Source organism: Acinetobacter sp. YH16042, from assembly GCF_013417245.1.
GTDB lineage: Bacteria > Pseudomonadota > Gammaproteobacteria > Pseudomonadales > Moraxellaceae > Acinetobacter > Acinetobacter amyesii.
In genome coordinates, this window is record NZ_VPEJ01000012.1 from 46,174 (window position 1) to 65,894 (window position 19,721).

Below are 19,721 nucleotides of genomic sequence, written 5' to 3' on the forward strand. Positions count from 1 at the left end.
TAGTAAATAATCATTGTTGTTTTGTAGTAGTTGGTCACGCAGGCTGTATAGGTAATCCATGGCAATACATGTAATTCAGAGTCAAAGAATCGAAGTTTTGGTGGATTGTCTAATCAAAAAATTGAAATCAAATCAGTCGACTAATGCATTATCTGTCTTGCAAGAACGGCATATCGTGGTGCCCGATCAAGCCATTGCAGCATGGTTAGAAAAACAAGTTGCTGAAAAAATCAGTATTAGTGCCAATATTAAGCATCATCGTAAAATTTTAGGGTTGCAGTGGAAAGCCTACGATTGGGCCTTGCCGAACAAACAAGACCGTGAGCGAATTAAAGGTATCAACATGCCGCCATTGATTATGCAGTGGCGTATTTATAATGCTCTAGCCGGTTTTATTGCGGCTGATCAGTTTGATGCTGCACAGATGCCGACAGATGTGCAGCCCTTAGTCCAGCGTATTTTTGACAGTACAGCACAGCTTTCAGATCGAAAAAAACGTGAGCAAAAGCGGCAAGAAATGTTGTATTGGATCGCTGCTCAAGTCACTCGGCTTTTTACCAACTACATGGCCTTTCGTGGCAGTTGTATTCATACCCCAGATGAAGGTGTTGAGCACTGGGTTTGTCCACATTGCGATACTGACTGGCTAAAAGCGTGGAGTTATAACCAGCCGTTAAATATTATGCAACTTACAGGTCTGAAACCTGAACAAGCTGATGAATATCTACCGACTCAGGCTCGACAACTGGAGCATTGGCAGCGTTGGCTGTGGCATCAAGTATTCCAAAAAGACTTTAATGACCGTCAGGAAATAGACAATAAATTTTGGTTTGCCTTGGCGCATGCTGAGCAAAATCGGCAGCAGCAATTTGATTTGGATGCTGAGGATGATGAGCGCGATGATGATGAGCGTCACCAAACCTATAACGGTTTGCCTGAACAGATTTTCGTCTTTACGACCTTAGAATTACCCCCTGCACAACTGAAATTTTTATATCGCTTGGCAGCGTATACCGAAGTGCATCTGTTGTATTTCAACCCATCGCGTGAGTATTGGGCAGACATGGTCGATCCCGTATGGAAAGATCGTTATAACTTGAAATTACAACAGCGTTATATTGAGCGAAATCCCAATGTCAGCACGGCACAAATTCAGGCCTATCTGAGTACGACCAATGCGGAATTTCGTGAATCTCAGCATTCATTACTGACGCGTTTAGGTAAACGTGCGCGGGATAACTTTGCATTATTGGTGAATATGTCTGGTGGCGAAGGCTGGGAAGATATTTTTCCAGACACCGAGCCGACAACACTGCTCGCTCAAATTCAATATGACATCATGACCTTAGAAGAACCCGAGCAGCATCAATATGCACTCGCGGGGGCAGATGAATCGATTCAATTTCATGTCTGTCATTCTAGCCTGCGTCAGTTAGAGGTTTTACGTGAACAGTTGGTGCATTGGTTGGCCGATGGCACGGAACAAGAGCCACGCCATCCGAGTGATATCTTGGTCTTGGTGCCAAACTTAAAAGAACTGGAACCGCATATTCGGACGGTCTTTTCGACGACTCGAGGCATGGGTCGCAGTGCTGTGGATTTACCTTATATCCCAGTCAAAATTGCAGGGGTGGTCAGTCAAGATATTCAAAATGCATGGCAAGCCTTTGTTGGACGCATTGAAATTAGTCAAGGTCGTTTTACCGCAGAAGATTTTCATGATTGGCTGAATTTGAATGCGGTGCAAGAACTGTATCAGCTCGACCATGTGCAAATGGAACGTATGATGGAACTGCTGATTCAAGCCGGTTTCCGTCGTGGTTTAGACGAACAGCACATGTTGGCTTATTTGTCCGAGCAAGACCGAGATTATCGTTATACCTTTAAATTTGCATTAGACCGTTTGGCTTTAGGGATTGCGATTCCACAACATGCCGTATTTGAGGACACGTTAAGTTTTGCAGGGGTGTTGAGTAGTGATTTTGAGTTGGTGCAAACTTTAATTCAGATCTACCGAGATATCAGTGCGCGTCGAGATTGGCTCAATCCGAATCTCAGCACACAGACTGTCAAAGTGTGGTTGCAACAATTAGATGCAGATTTAAAGCCTTTTGTGGAAGCCAGTGGTCGTGCATTTGAAACCATTCGCAGTGTAATGCGTGCGATGACGCAACGTCTGCACAATGCTCAAAGTGATAAAGTTGAGTCGCTCCCCAATAGCTTTAATTTGCCATTATCTTTGCTGCTCAAAGAAATACAACAAGGCATCGATAGCTCTGCCGATCAGATCGAACCGACAGGATCCGTGACCTTTGCGGACATGGGGAAAATCCGCCAAGTCCCATTTTCATTGGTGGTGTTAATGAACATGGATAGCGGCAAATTTCCGCGTCGTGATCAGCAAGTGCCTTTTGATTTGATGGATGTGTTTAAACCGGTTTTGGGTGATCGCTCTCGTTTGGAAGATGATAAAGGTGCATTTCTAGATGCCTTGTTATTTGCCCGACAGTCCTTGTGGATTTTCTATAATGGCTTTGATGTCAATGATGGTGAAAGTCGGGAGCCATCCTCTGTGATATATGAATTTAGCCAGTTCCTCGCACGGATGATTCAGCCGCAGCAATTGAACCAACCCCATGATGCCATGCTGGATTTGGATGGCTTACGCATTCCACAGCAGCTCGAGCCGCTATACCATATTTATCCTTTGCAGCCTTTTGACCCGATGGGTTTTCAGCAGTCGAAAAACTTACGATATAAAGATCAATGGTTTGCTGTGGCGGAACATATTTTAGATCAGTCTGGTCAACGCCAATCGTGGATTAACCGTGATTATCCTGTGCATGATGAACAAGAAGTACGGGTATTAGATGGTCAGGAATGGATTAAAGATGTGGTGTTTCCAGCTCGTGCATATTTGAAAACGCTTGGCGTGGCCAGTGTCTATACCGGTGACCAATTACCACAGCAAGAGCCTTTATTGCTCGACCGTTTACAGCAATATCATGTCCGTGACTTATTGCAAAAGCATTATGTGCAACCTGCCTCTCGTGTCCATCAAGCTGAGGATCAGAACTCTACGACTCCAACTGAACCGGATATGGCCTTGTTCCAAGATGTACTGCCTGTGGGACATAGTCAAATAGCGACTTGGAAGCTCAGTTTGCAAGAGCAGGCACAGTTATTAGAGCGTTTGGATGGACGCCGTGTAACCGCGACCACCTTACAAAACTTACAGCTTGAACCGCATTTGATACTGAGTATCACCGTGCCTGAAGACTCTCAGAGTATGCATTGGTTAAGCTGTATGGCGTCTGGGGCAAAGCCTAAGCGTCAGACGCAAACCTGGCTCGAATATCTATTGTGGTTGAGCTATTTAGACTTAGGCGATGAGGGCGCGACGTATCGTCGTGAAGTGATTTGTAATGATAAAAGCATAGTCTGTTGTGGATTAAGCTCTGCACAAGCCAAGCTGCAGCTCAGTGAATGGGTGGCGATGTGGAAACATGCACAAAAACGTCCTGTGGTGCTGCCTGCTGCCTTAATTCGCCAAGAAAAATGCACTTGGGTGGAAAATGAAACAGGCCAACTCATGCCTGATAATTTTGCAAAGCTTCAAGAGGAATGGCTGAAAAATCATAGTTTTGGTGGAGTGGAGTTGGAGTCGAATGAAGCCAATAGCCACCATCGTGATTGGAGCTTTATTTTACAGCAACAAGCGGCAGATGAACTTCTGGCATTGTCCTGTCGTTATTATGCAGAACGTTTATATCATGTGATGGATACCGAGGCGGATGACGGCCTAAAAAAACTTAATGTCATCAAGCCTGAGGTGAAAAAATGAATATGCCACAGCAAACGATGAAAATGTCCACCAACCCAATTGCAGACATGAGCTTTACCGGACTGCACTGGATTGAAGCCTCGGCGGGTACAGGGAAAACCTATACGCTTTCCAGTCTAATGGTGCGGATTTTTCTCGATCGCTATATGCCAAATCAGGTCATTGCCACCACTTTCACCCGTAAAGCCACAGCGGAACTCAAAGCGCGGGTACGACTGCGGATTGAAGAAACCCGTGACTTTATTTATGGCCTGCTCGCGGCATCTCAAGATGAGTTGGCCGAACTTCAGCAAAGTTTGAGCGACCCTTTGTATCAGCAAGTGCTGAAAGATCATGGGCATCACTTAGAATATGCGTACAATCGTCTGAACGTGGTCTTACAACAATATGAAGAACTCTTTGTCGGAACTTTAGACAGCTTTAGTCAAAAGTTATTACGTGAATTTGCCTTTGAAAGTGGTCGTATTGAACAGGTGCAAATCAGTGATGATGAAGACCTGCATATTGAACGGATCATTCATGATTTATTAAGAGATTGGATTCAGCAGCAGCCTGCGCATTTGATTGAATATTTGATGTTGAATCATCAGTTGAAAGGTCCTGAATACTATCTTAGTGTAGTAAAGGAAAGTCTAAATTTCCCATCGGTGGATTTGCGCGTCCCTGAATTACCCGAAAATGCTTTGGCGCATTTTGAAGCGATGTGTCATCAGCTTGCGCAAATGCTGCCTGCCGCTCGTGTAGAGCTTGCAGCGTGTTTTGATGCAGGAAGTCATTATAAAAACTTGGTGGACGCTCGACGTTTTAATAAAGGTGCATTCTTTGTTACCTTTAATACACGCATTCCCGAGTTTTTACAGCACTTTGAAGCAGCGGGTAGCCAAGGGGTTTTGACTCAGTCCGATGTGTTACAACAGACAATGAAAGCCATTCGCTCATTGTTTTATGATCCGAATAAAACTGAATTTAAGCCACGTGTCTTTAAAGACAAAGTCGTTGAAGAGCAGCCTGATGTCTCAAAAGCGTTTTATCAACATGCTTTTGTTCAACAACTCCGAGCGGTGCTCAGCGCTTATGAACATATCAATCAAGCAGAACAATACCTGAATTTTTATTTGGCGCAGGAAGTCAAAAAGCGTTTGCCTCAAGTGTTGTCCCACGCTGGGGAAACCACCTTTTCACAACAAATTCGGACCTTATCGGAAGCCTTACAGCAAAGCTCAGCCGCAGGGAAAGACAGTTTTGCTGCTCATGTTTTAGCACGATATCCGCTGATTTTAGTCGATGAATTTCAAGATACCAACCAAGATCAAGATGACATGCTGTCTAGCATTTGGCGGGTCAAGGAGCGCTTACATCAGAGCTGTATGATTATGGTCGGCGACCCGAAACAGGCGATTTATGGGTTCCGTGGCGGTGACATGCTGACCTATCGTAAAGCGCGTCATGATATTCAAGCCAAGGGTGGGCGTTGTTATACCTTGAACAAAAACCATCGTTCAGTCAAAAACTTGGTTGAAGTGGTGGATGCCTTGTTTCATCGGCAAATGGACTTTGGTGAGCAAGTTGAATACACCCCAATTCAAGCAGGTGAGCGTGAGCATCCGCCGCTGATTGATCATGAGCAAGTCAATCCACAACCGCTGCGTTGGTTGGCTTTGGATGAAACGCTGAATGAAGCTGAGCAAGTGGCTTGGCAGATTCAGTCATTACTCAACCAAGCGCAGCAAGGACATTTATATTTTCAAGACAACAATACCCAGCGAGCACTGACAGCAAACGATATTGCGGTCTTGGGGCAAAACCATTTCGACTTAGAGCAAGTGCAACAATGTTTATTGCAGCTCGGCGTTCCTTGTTATAAAGCATCTCGGGACAGTGTCTATAAAAGTTCCGTCGCACAAGATGTAGCCGCTTTGCTGACCGCGATTTTGAATCCCTATCAAGAAGCCAAGGTGAAACGTGCGCTGCTGAGCCGTTTATTGGGTTTTGATCTGAAACAACTGGTCGCACTCGAACAGCAAGCGGATGGACTCAGCGACATCATCGAAAAACTCGAACAGATTCGACAAATTTGGAATGAGCAAGGATTCCGCAGCGCGTGGAATAGCTGCATGACGGTCTTTCAGGTGTGGACGCGTTTGGTGGCTGGGCAAAGTCGAGATAATGAACGCACAGTGGTGAATTTACGCCATATCGCAGAATTATTAAGTCAGCAAAGTGAACATTACACAGGTGCATATAAGCTTTATCAATGGTTTATTCGCCAAATCAATTTAGGCATCAATAATGAAAGTACCCAAGAGCGAAAATTGACTGGGCAATTGGGGGTGCAACTGATGACGATTCATGCATCCAAAGGCTTAGAGTTTGGTTGTGTATTTTTATTGGGAGCAAATGCAGGCTTAAGTGAAAAAGGCAATTTGAATTTTTCCCTTAAAGACAATCAGCAAAAAAGCCTTGGGTTAGAACGTGTGATTGCCGTGAAGTCTTCGGACTTACCCGAAGATGATATTCAACAAAATGATGCGCGCAATGAAGCAGAGCATCATCGCTTGTGGTACGTGGCGTTGACCCGTGCCAGTTATCGTGTCTATGCCGTGCTACGTCATCATGAAGTAGAAAAGAAACAAATGGCAGAAGCGCGTTCAGGACTGACTTTTTGGCGTGGAAGCGAACCTGATCTGTTCCAACATGCAGAAAGTGTGGATGCTGATGTTTTGCGTGCAGCACCACCAATTTTGACTCAGACTCAGGTTGAAACTGTTGTATTAGACGCGGAAGAAATTCCCAACAGCCATTTTTATCCACGGGAAACCACCAGTTTTACCGCGCTCACGCGTACGGCACATAAGACACATATACAACGTGACCAACTGGCAGCGGCAATGAACGAACAGGAAGACAGTGCTGCCGATGAAGTTGAACAGCTTGAAATCGTTGAAGCAGAAACGGCAGAGAAAATAAGCTGGATTAAACGGCATTTTCCAAAGGGAACCAAGCCCGGAAGTTTCTTGCATAAATTGATGGAAAAAGTTCGATTTAGCACCCCAGAAGAGAAGTTGGCCAAAGCCATCGCATCACGTTTTCATAGTGATGTTGAGTTTGATTCGCCGCAAATGTTGCAAAACTTAATGAAACAGTTCGGGCAAACGGCAAACCCTGAGCAAGATGAAGCTGAACTGATTGAAGAAATGCGGGAATGGTACAGTCAAATTATTCATACACCATTGCATGATGGTTTTAGCTTGCATCAGTTAAACGATGGCGAATATCGTTCGGAAATGGATTTTCATTTGAGTATGGCAGATCGTGCATTGGCGATACGTAAAATACGCATGCTATTTGAAAGCCTAAATGAGCCAGATTTACAGATACAAGATTTGAATGATGTGTTTACGGCACGCTATCTGACGGGGTCGATTGACTTGGTATATTATGATGGTCAGCGTTATCACATTGCCGATTATAAAAGTAATTTCTTAGGCGATCAGACCGCACATTATAATCATGCCTATATTCGAGAAAGTATGAGTCATTCTAGTTACTGGTTGCAGGCGGCTTTATATTTGGTGGCCCTACATCGTTATTTGAAAGCCGTGATGAAAGACTATGACATGACGCAGCATTTGGGTGGGGCGAGTTATTTATATCTTCGCGGTATGGATGGACAGTCCGATCGTGGAGTATATCACTGGAAGCCGGCGGATACATTCATTCAAAACCTCGATGCAATATTGAGCGAAAAGGTTGTGGCTAAAACGTGAATAAGCACGAAAAAGATAAAAATATTCACGCTGAAACAATAAGTTGCATTGTGGATAAGTTTGAGGATAACTGTGTGGAAAATGATCAAAAAGCCTTGTCAGCACAGCCTTTGCATGCGGGACAAGAAAATACTGTGGAAACGCAGGTTTTAGTTCCCCAAAATACCCAAGAAAAAGCTGATTTAGATGAGGTTTTGCCGGATTGGATTGACTATTTAATCCAACATTATTTACCCAATCAGGCCAGTCATCCTGCTGCAAATCAGTTAATTCAACAATTGATGCAAGCCGTGGAAAAAGGCGATAGTTGTATTTTGGCCGAAGATGCGCAGATTCAATGTTTGGCTCAGATGGTTCAGCATGAGCAAGCTGAAAAAACACCTGTTGCGCCTTTTATTTTTGATTCACAGCGACTTTATCTTTATCGCTATTGGGCACTAGAAAATGCTTTAGCCAAGCAAGTTGCACGTTTAAAACAGCAAACAGAGCAAAATCTCAATCAAACGCAGATGCTTAATATTGAAAAGGATTTACTGACCGATCCCCATCAGATCCAAGCACTGCACATGGTGTGTCAGCACAATTTTAATATCATTACCGGTGGGCCTGGGACAGGTAAAACCTATACCTTGGCACGGATTATTGCCGTGTTGAATGAGCAAAATCCAAATTTAAGAATTGCGATGGCAGCGCCGACAGGAAAAGCGGCGCAGCGAATGGAAGAAGCCTTACAAGCAGCGTTTAAAGATCCTGCATTGCAGCATTATTCGATTATTCACAAACATTTGAAACCCGTAACTTTGCATCGTCTATTGGGTTTAGGGACGCGCGCTATCCCGCGGTTTAATGAGCGCCAACGCTTACCCTATGACGTCATTGTGGTCGATGAAGCCTCCATGTTGGATTTAAGTTTGGCGCAGATGCTATTCGCGGCAATCCCTCAACACAGCAAGCTGATTCTATTGGGGGATGCAGAACAGTTGGCTTCGGTCGATGTTGGTGCTGTTTTGGCTAATCTTCAGGATGTCGATGCCTTACAAGCCAACCGCACCCATTTACAGACCAGCCGTCGTTTTGTGCAAGGTGCAGCCATTGGTGAGTTTGCTCGTTTTATTCAACAACAAGAACAACAGCAAACAACCACTGAAGTTCTGGCGAAATTCGAACATCAGGTGGTATCTGCATCCGAACTTCAGCCGATTCAACTGACACCGAATATGAGCGATGTGATTCAGTTGCAATATCTCCCCGACGCTACGAACAGTGCGGCACATTGGGCAAAATATTATGATCAACTGATGTATGGTTTTCAGCCCTATGTGGCATGGTTAAAACAATGGCCAGAGCAACCCGCTGAATATGCAAATTGGTCAGCCCAATTGATTCGCTATTTTGATGATTATCGGATTCTATCGGCCATTCGACATGGAAAATTAGGCTTACACGAACTCAACCAGCAGATTGAACTTCGGGTCTTAAATACCTTGGGTGTGTTGAAACAAGGGGATTGGTATGTCGGTCGTCCAGTCATGATGACCTATAACGATTATCAACTTGGACTATCAAATGGTGATATCGGGATTTGCTTAAAACGACCGATGACGGAAAAGTCGCAGTTTGAGGTTTATTTTCCAAGTTTGGATAAATGGGTGGTGGCAACACGGTTACCTAAAAGTATAGAAACCGCCTATGTCTTGACCATACATAAGTCTCAAGGTTCTGAATTTACCCATACGGCGGTAGTTTTGGAAAATCATGCTACCGAAATGATGAGTAAAGAGCTGATTTATACCGCCATCACTCGTGCCAAAAAAGTGGTGAGTTTGCTTGTTGCAAAAGATGCATTGGCAAAAGCGCTTATAAAAAGAACAGCGCGAGTTAGTGGTCTGTTAGAAAAAATTAACAATCACCTACCTTTGTAAAGCCTAGGCAAAATGTACCGTATTTTGTAAGAAATGGCTTACATCGATTCAGGAGATTTGCGCATAGAGCTTTTTAGAGCTTTTTGAGAAGATGACTTCACAGAAAAAGAACTCAACACGGATGGTTGAGTAAAATCGCAAAAGTATAAGAATAACGTCAAAAGACAGCGAACTTACAGTGAAGTAAGGAAATAGGAAACTTACAGCCGCTAAGCCTTGTAGTTTTGGGAGAGACTACAGGGCTTTTTTATGTCTGGAAAATAAGAAATGCCTATACGCTGTAACAGAAAAGAAATAGAGCTTAACTGATGTACGAAAAAGCTTACATATAGATACGAAAAATACGACTTTTATCTAATAGCCGTTGTGGCAAAATCTACCACATAAGGAAGTGCAAGTTAAAACATGGAATGTTTGACATAAGGACGCGGAAAAGCGCCACATAAAACAATAAATAATAAAACAATAACTAAAAAAGAAGAAACTACAGCGCAAAAAAGCCCGAGCCTAGCTCGGGCTTTTTTTTAATCATTCCACTTTGAGTTTTGCATGCTAAACATCGAGTGGCAAAATATATCAAAAAATCAGTTTAAAATTCATTCAATGACATCGCATTCAACATGTTAGAAATATGCGGTTTTGTGTCGCATAAAGTATCGAAACATATAAAAAATTTATAATGGAATCGATGTGAAAAAAAAGGCGCTATTATCGTCATGAAAACCTGACGAAGTCGGCCATCTCTTTTTGCAATTGGGACGATTTTCCCTTAATATAATGCACTTGCTGTAGTGATGCACGGCAGTCAGCTGATTTATCAGTTGATTCGTATCAAAAGTTAACTTTATAAGCATCTCGGAGAAATCGAATGGCTTTAACAAACGCAGATCGTGCAGAGATCGTTGCAAAATTCGCTCGCGCTGAAAACGACACTGGTTCACCAGAAGTTCAAGTAGCTCTTTTAACTGCTCAAATCAATGATTTACAAGGTCACTTCAAAGAGCACAAACACGACCACCATAGCCGTCGCGGTCTTATCCGTATGGTTAACCAACGTCGTAAGCTTCTTGACTACCTTAAAGGTAAAGACGCTACTCGTTACAGCGCATTGATTGCTGCTTTAGGTTTACGTCGTTAATTCGATTTAAACTTTTATTTTCGGACTATTGCATGCTTAGTGCTGTATTACTGAAAACTAAAGTCTATCCAACCTTGGTTGGATAATGGGGAAGGGGCGTTGATTCGCTCCTTCTTTGTGTCTCAAATTAGTATTTTTAATTAATGTTTTTAATATCTAGTGAGGTCGGCTTCTAAGCTTTGTCATTTATGTTGCAGCGTTTGGGGCGTTGAGTGAATGCCAAACCTTAGGGGTCTCCACTAGAATAAAATCAGGAAAAAATAAAACATGTCGATGTTTAATATTATTCGTAAAGAATTCCAATACGGTCAGCATCAAGTTGTCCTAGAAACAGGTCGTGTTGCGCGTCAAGCGAACACTGTAATCATCACTATGGGTGGTGTACAAGTTCTTGTTGCCGTTGTTGCTCAACCAACAGCTAAAGCAGGTCAAGACTTCTTCCCATTGACTGTTAACTACCAAGAAAAACAATATGCTGCAGGTCGTATCCCGGGCGGTTACGGTAAACGTGAAGGCCGCGCGTCTGAAGCTGAAACTCTTATTTCACGCTTAATCGACCGTCCAATCCGTCCGTTGTTCCCAGAAGGTTACTACAACGAAATCCAAGTGACTGCGACTGTGATTTCTTCTGACAAAACGATGGATGCTGACATTGCTGCAATGTTAGGTACATCTGCTGCACTTGCAATTGCGGGTACGCCTTTCCGTGGTCCAATCGGTGGTGCGCGCGTTGGTTTAATCAACGGTGAATACATCCTTAACCCGAACCACGAACAGCTTAAAGAATCTGACCTTGACCTTGTGGTTGCAGGTACAGAATCTGCAGTATTGATGGTTGAATCAGAAGCGAAAGAACTTTCTGAAGACCAAATGCTTGGCGCTGTATTGTTCGGTCATGACGAAATGCAAATCGCGATCCAAGCGATTAAAGAATTTGCTGCGGCTGCTGGTGCAACAGAGTCTACTTGGACTGCACCTGCGAAAAACGAAGACCTTCGTGCAAAATTAAAAGAAGCGTTTGAAGCGAAAATCTCTGAAGCATACACAATCGCTGTTAAACACGATCGTTATGCAGCACTTGATGCGCTTCAAGCTGAAGCTGTTGCTCAATTCGTTCCAGAAGAAGACGTTGACGGTATCGCTGACGACTTAGCTGAATTATTCGAAGACCTGAAATACCGTACAGTACGTGACAACATCTTGTCAGGTAAACCACGTATTGATGGCCGTGATACTAAAACAGTTCGTGCGCTTGACGTACAAGTTGGCGTGTTAGACCGTGCTCACGGTTCTGCATTATTCACACGTGGTGAAACTCAGGCGTTGGTAACAACAACTTTGGGTAATACACGTGATGCGTTAATGGTAGATACATTAGCGGGTACGAAAACTGACAACTTCATGTTGCACTACAACTTCCCTGCATACTCTGTAGGTGAAACTGGTCGTGAATCTGGTCCTAAACGTCGTGAAATCGGTCACGGTCGTTTAGCGCGTCGTGGTGTACAAGCTGTACTTCCAGCAGCTGACCGCTTCCCGTACGTGATCCGTATCGTATCGGACATCACTGAATCTAACGGTTCATCTTCAATGGCTTCTGTATGTGGTGCTTCTCTATCACTTATGGACGCAGGTGTTCCACTTAAAGCGCCAGTTGCGGGTATCGCAATGGGTCTAGTCAAAGAAGGCGAGCGTTTCGCAGTTCTTTCTGACATCTTGGGTGACGAAGACCACCTTGGCGACATGGACTTTAAAGTAGCAGGTTCTGCAAACGGTATTACTGCACTTCAAATGGACATCAAGATCGAAGGTATTACTGAAGAGATCATGGAAGTTGCATTGAACCAAGCGTATGCAGGTCGTATGCACATCTTAAATGCAATGAACCAAGTGATTTCACGCGCTCGTCCTGAAATCTCTATGCACGCGCCTACATTCCAAGTGATCAACATCAACCCTGATAAGATCCGTGATGTGATTGGTAAAGGCGGCGCAACGATTCGTGCGATCACTGAAGAAACTAAAGCAGCAATCGATATCGAAGATAACGGTACAGTTCGCGTATTTGGTGAAACTAAAGCGGCTGCTTCTGCTGCTGTTGCGAAAATCCAAGCGCTTACTGCTGAAATCGAACCAGGTACAATCTACACTGGTAAAGTGATTCGTATCGTTGAATTTGGTGCGTTTGTAAACATCCTTCCAGGTACTGATGGCTTACTTCACATCTCTCAAATTTCTAACGAACGCATTGCGAACGTTTCAGACGTATTATCTGAAGGTCAAGAGATCAAAGTACAAGTTGCTGATGTCGACAACCGCGGTCGTATCAAATTAACCATGAAAGACATCGAACAAGCTTAATGGTTTGTTGATTCACAGGGTTTCGGCTCTGTGAATGGATTCTAAAAAGCCTTGAGTGCAGTCAGAGTATGAACTTTGACTTGCTCAAGGCTTTTTTTATGGCATCATGCAAAAAGTAAACACAATAATAAATGAGATATGCAAACCTATTATTTTTTTCAGCATCCAACAGCCGCGCATATCTATGTGCAAGACCAAGTGCAATGTGAGCATCATCCTGAACTTGAGCCTGAGTTTATTTGGATTGATTGTACCCGTGAAGATGTCGTCAACCGCCCTGAGCAATGGCAGCGTGAGATTATTCAGGCGTGTGATCTACGGGTCAATGAATATCATCTGTGGGATATTTTAAATCTAGAGCATCCGTGTGCCTTTGACACACTCGATGATTACGATTTATTAATTTTTAGAAAAATGGTCACCCCCGATGACCAAATTGTTGCAGGCGCCGACGCGCTTGAAAAGCATGAGCGGGTCTTTGGTTTGGCGACTACCCCGATCAGTTTTTTGCTCACGCCCCAAGTGCTGATTACGGTTCGTGAAAAGGGCAACAAAGCCATTGAAAGTTATATCCAGCGGATTGAAACCTTAATTTCTCGTCCGATTGATGAACAAAATAAACCACGAAAATTAGCCATGACGCCCTTAGATTTGGCATTGCGCTTACTGAATAATATGGTGGATGGATACTTGGATTTACGTGTTCCTTTGACGCGCCGTGTCGAGTTTTGGCAGCAAGAGTTATTACAAGGGCATCGGCGTTTTACCAAGTGGCATCAGCTGCTGCAGGAAAATATGGCTTTTCAGCAAGTGGAAAATTTGTGTGAAGAGCAAATTGAAGCCTTGCAAGAACTGCGTGATGAAGTTGTAGATAATTACCCACATTTGAAAGGCAAAAAGCGCAGTGAAAAGCAGGATATCATGCTGGTTCGGGTAGATGATTTAACCAGTCATATCGAACGCATTCAAAAACACACCACACGATTACGCAGTGCTGTGCAGGCCGCCATTGATCTGCATTTTTCAGCCGTTGCTAACCAAACCAATGAAAATATGCGTATTCTGGCGATTATTACGGCAATTTTCGCACCATTAACCTTATTAACCGGTATATACGGTATGAACTTTGAGTTTATTCCGGGACTCAAATCGCCAACCGGTTTTTGGATCATGCTCGGCATCATGCTGATGACCACGATTTTACTACTGTATTATTTTTATCGACGGCATTTGGTCGGGCGCGGTGAAAAAAGCGTGATTGATATGTTGGCACAGCAGCACGGCGATCAACACATGAATCTGTTTTGGTTTATGGATTATGAACCAATCAAACAGACGGTGAAGGGCACAGTTAAAGGTACGGTTAAAACCATGAAAGAAATTGAGAAGCTGACGAAACTCAAATAGTTCGCGTTAGCTTCTCTGATGGATGGGTCTGCTTTAAATCCTTTGATAACTTCGAGACTCACCAAGGGTGCATATTTGAGTTTGCCTTTGCGTTTTAAGCACACTTCGACCAAGGGTTTGTACGGCAATGGGCATATTGCAGTGAGTGTTCCACTATACGTCCCGTCGGCATTTTTAACGACGGTGACATCGCCGCGTGAATATCCTGTTTGGTCATCCATGGTTTTTCAAATACTCGTTTATCACTGGCATGTAATAGACTACTGAAACTGAGTAATGCCACCCAATAGGACATGATGCATGTGCATGATGAATCCTTTGTCATGATGTAATTGTTTTACATTTTGTTTTTTAAAGAATCTGCAGTACAACGCGATTTGACCGATCCTTATGGTCTTAGTAATTCAATTGCGTAGCCTCGTGGGTTGTACTGCGAACGACATGCATCATGAAAATTCCCCTATACGAGTCGATATCTCAAGAGATATCATCATTTTCATTACTTTTCAGCAAGCGATAAATTTCATCTTTTAGCTTTAATTTCTTACGCTTAATAGTCTCAATATCCGTGTTATGGTGATTGACAGGATTTAATTCCAATTGAATAATTTCACGATCCAACTCATCATGTTCTTCAAAGATCCGTGCAAAATATGGATTTTCATCACGTAACTGAGAGACCAAGTCACGGTACTCAGGAAACATGTTTTTGACTTTTTTATTGCAATCTCGTGTTTTCATGGTTGTCGATCACTTCCTCTACAAGACAAACTCTACAAGAAAAGAAAAACGCCCTGCAGGACAGAGCGTTCACGAATACATTTAGTGCGAATGAAGCTGTTGGTGTTTCACTTGGCGACGTAGTTGTTGGACTTCATCAATTAGGTCGAGCATCATGGCGACCGCAGTAAAACTGGCATCGAAATCTCGTTGAAGCCGATAGGCACGCCGTGCGCGAGATATATCATCGCCAAAAAATTGATGAATCCTGTCTTCTGAACGGCTAGGCAGAATATCGTATTCGAGTAGTTGCAGAACCCATTCTGGACTTTGCCCACAGGCAGAGGCAAAGTGTTGTAGATCAAAACTACTTTTTTCGTCTACGATTTCAGTCTGTTTACATCCGTCACAGACAATTTCACGATAATGAATTGTTGTCATGGTGCTCTCCTTAAGACTGTCGTGGATTAAATGACGGAAAAGCTTGAGCAAAAGCCGCATAAGCTTGTTGCTCTTGTTCTGTTTGTGCAGCTGGTATCACTATATTTAAAACCAGGTAAAGCTGTCCGGGTGTTTTGTTTGGTATCCCTTTGTCCTTTAATCGTAGCTGCTGTCCAGTACGCGCATTTTTAGGAATCTGTAGCTCTAATGTTTTGCCATCAGGACTGGTAAATGCAATTTTTTGACCCAATGCTGCTTCCCAAGGACTGATATTCAGTTGTTGGAAAATATCAGCACCTTCTACACGGGTTTGCTCGGTTTGTTTATACAAAATTTCAATGTATAAATCACCAGCAGCTCCACCGTTATAGCCAGCTTGCCCTTGGCCCGAGAGTCGAATTTGTTGACCTGATTTCATGCCTGCAGGAATTTTGACTTGTAGGGTTTTACGTTGAACTTCAGGCTCACCATGGGCATTTAAGCTCGGAATCTGCAAGGTGATATTCTGCGTTGCACCATGAAATGCGATTTCTAAATCCACTTCTAAACTGGCGTGTTGGTCTTCACCACGGAAGCTCTTGGTTTGGCGGTTTGCACGTTGATACTGATAGTCACCGCCACCAAAGCCTTGCCCAAAACGACCAAACAAGTCTTCAAATCCACTAAAGTCCGCATGCTGACCATCAGTCGTCGATTGGCGATAAAACTGAGATTGGTCAAAACCACCTTGGTTGCCAGCATTAAACCCAGAAAATCCTTGTGGATGATCGAGTTCAAAATCGTATTGTTTTTTCTTTTCGGCATCACTCAAGGTGTCGTATGCAACATTAATCGCTTGCATGCGCGCTTCAGCATCAGCTTCTTTGCTGACGTCAGGGTGATATTTACGCGCCAATTTTCGATAGGCTTTTTTAATTTGATCTGCCGAAGCATCTCGGGCGATCCCTAAAGTTTGATAGTGATTGTCTGGCATACTCTCTGTATAAATATTGATCATGTTTTAATCAATATAGAAGGGTTCATCAAACTGTCATAGGGGCAAACTGCAGCTTATTGTTTCAAAACATGACAATAAAAAAGCCTCACGAGGAGGCTTTTAAAAACATATTTAAAATTAATATTTTATCCAAGTGACACTACGACCAATCACAGATACACCAACATACCCACGTATAGTTAAATGTTTTCCTGAAGCACTAAGTCTTGCTTTGCCTTTATAGATTTTTCCACCAATCGGGTCCAGAACTTTACCGTTTTGGAATTCACGTGGATTTTTTGGATCTTGTTTAAAGTCCCAAATAAATGGCAAGCCGATAAAAGGTTTATTTTTCAATTCACCTGGGCAGTTCGAGCAGACGCCCATTTTTTCAGTGCCAGGGACATTGCGTGTAGTCACAATGATGCCTTCATAACTTCCATCAGCCTTTTTACGAATTTCAACGTCTGCACGTGAATATCCTGTACGGTCATCGACGGTTTTCCACTTACCCACTAGCGGATCGGTTTCCGCAGCAATTGACAATCCTGACAAAGTGCTAAGTACTATTCCGGCAAATAATTGTTGATATATTTTTTTCATTTCATCCCCTGAAAATTCAGAATTGTGTTTTTAGAGTAAGTTGCCTAATTTATCTATAAAGACCTACAAAATCAATGTGATAGTTTGTGATGTATTTGGCATATTTTTTTAAAACGCTGCTTTAATATGGAGTTTTTACTCTAATTTTTAAGTTAAAAAAGGCCTTTAATGATTTAAAGGCCTCGTGCTTAGTTTTTGACCCAAGTGACATTGCGTCCAATTGCAGAGCCTTCAGTACGACCATTGATGATCAAATGCTTGCCATTATTCATCAAACGAGCGCGTGCATTGTAGTGCTTGCCAGATTTGGGATCGAGCATTACACCACCCACAAATTCATTGGGCTTTTCTGGATCAGCGCTTAGGCCGGATAAGGTGGTTAAACCGACCATCGGTTTATTTTTCTGAGCACCGGTACATTGCGTGCACGTCGAGACATTTGCTGTTCCGGGGATGCTTCGGCTTTGAATAATAGTAGCTGAATACAGGTCATGTTTATCTTTACGAATCACCACATCGGCAAGGGAATAACCTGTTCGATCATCAATGGTTTTCCATGTCCCCACTAAGGGGTCAATCGCTGCCAAAGCAGATGATATACTGCATATTGAGAACATACCGAACAGGATAGAAAAGAGGAATTTAACAGTCATACAGTTACCCACATTACATAAAAAGCAGATGCCAGAAAATTAAAGGCATAAAAATATTATGGTTTTAATGTAGCCTGAAATAATATGAATGTTCTAGTGATATTTTAAGAAATGGTATTTATTTTTTGAGCCAAAACATGATCTTGTTGGCGCTAAATAAGGTTTATGCTGAACGTCTACGCACTAGTAAAATAGTCGGAATTCATCTCAAAGTAGATTATTATCGGCATGATGAACTCGTCTGGAGTTGAGTTCATCATGCCAATGAAAGCCAAATGGCGACTTTAGTTGACGCGGATCCAAGATACCGTCCGGCCGAGAAGCGTGGTCCCGACATACCCTCGAAGTGTCAGGACATTGCCGCGCGCATTCAATTGCCCTTTACCTTGATAGGTATTGCCTGAAAGTGGGTCGATCACCTTGCCATCGGTATAGGCATTCTCTTTTGCATTATGTTTAAAGCCAGAGAAGATCGGTAAACCAATTAAGGGTGCATTTTTGAGTTTACCTTCGCATTTTTCACAAATCGTGGTGACAGGGCGGTTAGGGATGGCATGTACTTTGGTGATTTTACCGCTATAGCTGCCGTCTTTTAATTTGGTGATTTGGACTTCAGCACGGGCATAGCCTGTTTTGTCATCTATGGTTTTCCATGTCCCGACGAGGTCTGCTGCATGTGCTGTTATTGGGCCAAAGCAGAACATGGCTAAAAGAATAGCGAGTGTTTTGAGTTTCATATTTTATCCAGTTTTTTTACACTATTTTTCTATTAAAAATAAAGCTTTGTTGGTTTTTTTTGACTTTATTTCTGGCGCGATTCTACTCGAAAAAAAATTGATCGCAAATACAGCTGATCATGTTGAGGTTCTAAAGTTCGAAACCATTCGACTAAGCGGAAGAAAGTAGCTGTTCTAAATTTAATCGGAATAATAAAAAAGCACCCCGAAGGATGCTTAGATTTAGGCTTTCAATCATCACGATGATTTAGCTGAGGTGTTGACCAAAAAGGGATAAAGCTTCTTCTGCAGTAAAGGTATATTTTGTATTACAGAATTGGCAATCCATTTCAATTGGGTTTTGAAACTCTAGGGTTTCACGAACTGCAGCAACACCAATTTGTTCAAGTGCTGTCGCACAGCGTTCTTTTGAACACGTGCAGCCAAATTTTAAGGCTTCAGTTTCAGGTAAACGAACTTCTTCTTCGTTATATAAACGATATAAAATTTCATTTGCGGATAAAGACGTTAACTCTTCTGCTTTTAGAGTCTCAGTCAGCATGGTTAAACGTGGCCATAGATCTTCATCGACACGGCGTTGTTCTTCTTCGCTATTCCGAGGTAATAACTGAATCAGTAAACCACCTGAACGACTGTTGCTGCTTGCTAAGACGATACGTGTTGGGATCTGTGCAGATAAATCATAATATTGCATCAAGCAACCCGCTAAATTCGGTTTGTCTAAAGGTACAATCCCTTGATAACGCTCACCAAATTCAGGCTCGATATTAATGAAAAGTACTGGGTTTACCAAGGCTTTTAGTACCCTGCTGCTGTCTTCAGCAGCTTGAAAGTGCGGGTCTTCTTCATAATCTGCAAGTGCGCGAACTTCACCGAGATGATTACATTCCGCCATTGCCCATTTAAATGTGCCTGCAGCCTGAATTTGTAAGCTAATACGACCTTTAATTTTTAAGGTACTGGCCAACAAGGCAGTCGCGCTGAGCATTTCACCCAAGAGAATTTGTACAGCAGGTGCATAGTCACGCTGTGCAAGAATCGTTTGTAGGGCTTCTTCAAGATGAACCACTTCTCCACGAACAGGGCTATCTTCAATAAAAAAGCGTTGGCGTAAATCTGACATAAAATTCTCCATAACCCTGCTTTAATGGT

General features: G+C 42.9%; 14 protein-coding genes. 6 read left to right on the plus strand and 8 right to left on the minus strand.

Annotation, left to right across the window (positions count from 1 at the left end; genetic code table 11):
* Positions 1–58 precede the first annotated feature (58 nt).
* From FTV37_RS10105 to FTV37_RS10130, 6 genes are all read left to right on the plus strand, one after another.
* Positions 59–3,844, plus strand: a complete 3,786-nt coding sequence (locus tag FTV37_RS10105) for an exodeoxyribonuclease V subunit gamma (RefSeq protein WP_180063765.1) — start codon at positions 59–61, stop codon at positions 3,842–3,844.
* Entirely contained in the window at positions 3,841–7,611 is a 3,771-nt protein-coding gene (locus FTV37_RS10110) for a UvrD-helicase domain-containing protein (RefSeq protein WP_180063766.1), read from the plus strand. Before FTV37_RS10105 ends, FTV37_RS10110 begins: the two co-directional genes overlap by 4 nt.
* 134 nt (positions 7,612–7,745) lie before the next feature.
* Positions 7,746–9,533 (plus strand): exodeoxyribonuclease V subunit alpha, encoded by a 1,788-nt coding sequence (gene recD, locus FTV37_RS10115; RefSeq protein WP_373683573.1) that lies wholly within the window; start codon positions 7,746–7,748, stop codon positions 9,531–9,533.
* Between the two features lie 868 nt (positions 9,534–10,401).
* Positions 10,402–10,671, plus strand: coding sequence for a 30S ribosomal protein S15 (gene rpsO / locus FTV37_RS10120; RefSeq protein WP_005007057.1), 270 nt, complete (start codon positions 10,402–10,404; stop codon positions 10,669–10,671).
* 273 nt (positions 10,672–10,944) lie between these two features.
* Positions 10,945–13,032 carry a polyribonucleotide nucleotidyltransferase gene (gene pnp, locus FTV37_RS10125; RefSeq protein ID WP_171262611.1) on the plus strand — a complete coding sequence of 696 codons (2,088 nt, stop codon included), beginning with the start codon at positions 10,945–10,947 and terminating at the stop codon, positions 13,030–13,032.
* Positions 13,033–13,170: 138 nt separating this feature from the next.
* The gene (locus FTV37_RS10130; RefSeq protein ID WP_180063767.1) at positions 13,171–14,439 is read left to right on the plus strand and encodes a magnesium transporter CorA family protein; all 1,269 of its coding nucleotides are present in this window, start codon (positions 13,171–13,173) and stop codon (positions 14,437–14,439) included.
* A gap of 94 nt (positions 14,440–14,533) precedes the next feature.
* On the opposite strand, the gene FTV37_RS10135 is transcribed toward FTV37_RS10130, so the two are convergent.
* The 8 genes from FTV37_RS10135 to hslO all read right to left on the minus strand — a co-directional run bounded on the left by FTV37_RS10135 (position 14,534) and on the right by hslO (position 19,692).
* On the minus strand, positions 14,534–14,734 hold the full coding sequence (locus FTV37_RS10135; RefSeq protein ID WP_180063768.1) for a hypothetical protein: 201 nt from the start codon (positions 14,732–14,734) through the stop codon (positions 14,534–14,536).
* Between the two features lie 182 nt (positions 14,735–14,916).
* Positions 14,917–15,180 (minus strand): YdcH family protein, encoded by a 264-nt coding sequence (locus FTV37_RS10140; RefSeq protein ID WP_078192816.1) that lies wholly within the window; start codon positions 15,178–15,180, stop codon positions 14,917–14,919.
* 81 nt (positions 15,181–15,261) lie between these two features.
* Entirely contained in the window at positions 15,262–15,600 is a 339-nt protein-coding gene (locus FTV37_RS10145) for a chaperone modulator CbpM (RefSeq protein ID WP_078189792.1), read from the minus strand.
* A gap of 10 nt (positions 15,601–15,610) precedes the next feature.
* Entirely contained in the window at positions 15,611–16,573 is a 963-nt protein-coding gene (locus FTV37_RS10150; protein ID WP_180063784.1) for a DnaJ C-terminal domain-containing protein, read from the minus strand.
* A gap of 141 nt (positions 16,574–16,714) precedes the next feature.
* Complete coding sequence (locus FTV37_RS10155) at positions 16,715–17,179, minus strand: DUF2147 domain-containing protein (RefSeq protein ID WP_168377965.1); 465 nt, start codon at positions 17,177–17,179, stop codon at positions 16,715–16,717.
* Between the two features lie 188 nt (positions 17,180–17,367).
* The gene (locus FTV37_RS10160) at positions 17,368–17,832 is read right to left on the minus strand and encodes a DUF2147 domain-containing protein (RefSeq protein ID WP_180063769.1); all 465 of its coding nucleotides are present in this window, start codon (positions 17,830–17,832) and stop codon (positions 17,368–17,370) included.
* Positions 17,833–18,116: 284 nt separating this feature from the next.
* Positions 18,117–18,569 carry a DUF2147 domain-containing protein gene (locus FTV37_RS10165; protein WP_078189789.1) on the minus strand — a complete coding sequence of 151 codons (453 nt, stop codon included), beginning with the start codon at positions 18,567–18,569 and terminating at the stop codon, positions 18,117–18,119.
* Positions 18,570–18,816: 247 nt separating this feature from the next.
* Positions 18,817–19,692 (minus strand): Hsp33 family molecular chaperone HslO, encoded by an 876-nt coding sequence (hslO, locus tag FTV37_RS10170; RefSeq protein ID WP_180063770.1) that lies wholly within the window; start codon positions 19,690–19,692, stop codon positions 18,817–18,819.
* Positions 19,693–19,721 lie beyond the last annotated feature (29 nt).

Excerpts from the sequence above, each read along its gene's own strand:
- FTV37_RS10105 (WP_180063765.1), top strand. The coding sequence starts at position 59 with ATGGCAATACATGTAATTCAGAGTCAAAGAATCGAAGTTTTGGTGGAT.
- FTV37_RS10110 (WP_180063766.1), top strand. The coding sequence starts at position 3,841 with ATGAATATGCCACAGCAAACGATGAAAATGTCCACCAACCCAATTGCA.
- rpsO (WP_005007057.1), top strand. The coding sequence starts at position 10,402 with ATGGCTTTAACAAACGCAGATCGTGCAGAGATCGTTGCAAAATTCGCT.
- pnp (WP_171262611.1), top strand. The coding sequence starts at position 10,945 with ATGTTTAATATTATTCGTAAAGAATTCCAATACGGTCAGCATCAAGTT.
- FTV37_RS10130 (WP_180063767.1), top strand. The coding sequence starts at position 13,171 with ATGCAAACCTATTATTTTTTTCAGCATCCAACAGCCGCGCATATCTAT.
- FTV37_RS10135 (WP_180063768.1), bottom strand. The coding sequence starts at position 14,734 with ATGTCCTATTGGGTGGCATTACTCAGTTTCAGTAGTCTATTACATGCC.
- FTV37_RS10140 (WP_078192816.1), bottom strand. The coding sequence starts at position 15,180 with ATGAAAACACGAGATTGCAATAAAAAAGTCAAAAACATGTTTCCTGAG.
- FTV37_RS10145 (WP_078189792.1), bottom strand. The coding sequence starts at position 15,600 with ATGACAACAATTCATTATCGTGAAATTGTCTGTGACGGATGTAAACAG.
- FTV37_RS10150 (WP_180063784.1), bottom strand. The coding sequence starts at position 16,573 with ATGCCAGACAATCACTATCAAACTTTAGGGATCGCCCGAGATGCTTCG.
- FTV37_RS10155 (WP_168377965.1), bottom strand. The coding sequence starts at position 17,179 with ATGAAAAAAATATATCAACAATTATTTGCCGGAATAGTACTTAGCACT.
- FTV37_RS10160 (WP_180063769.1), bottom strand. The coding sequence starts at position 17,832 with ATGACTGTTAAATTCCTCTTTTCTATCCTGTTCGGTATGTTCTCAATA.
- FTV37_RS10165 (WP_078189789.1), bottom strand. The coding sequence starts at position 18,569 with ATGAAACTCAAAACACTCGCTATTCTTTTAGCCATGTTCTGCTTTGGC.
- hslO (WP_180063770.1), bottom strand. The coding sequence starts at position 19,692 with ATGTCAGATTTACGCCAACGCTTTTTTATTGAAGATAGCCCTGTTCGT.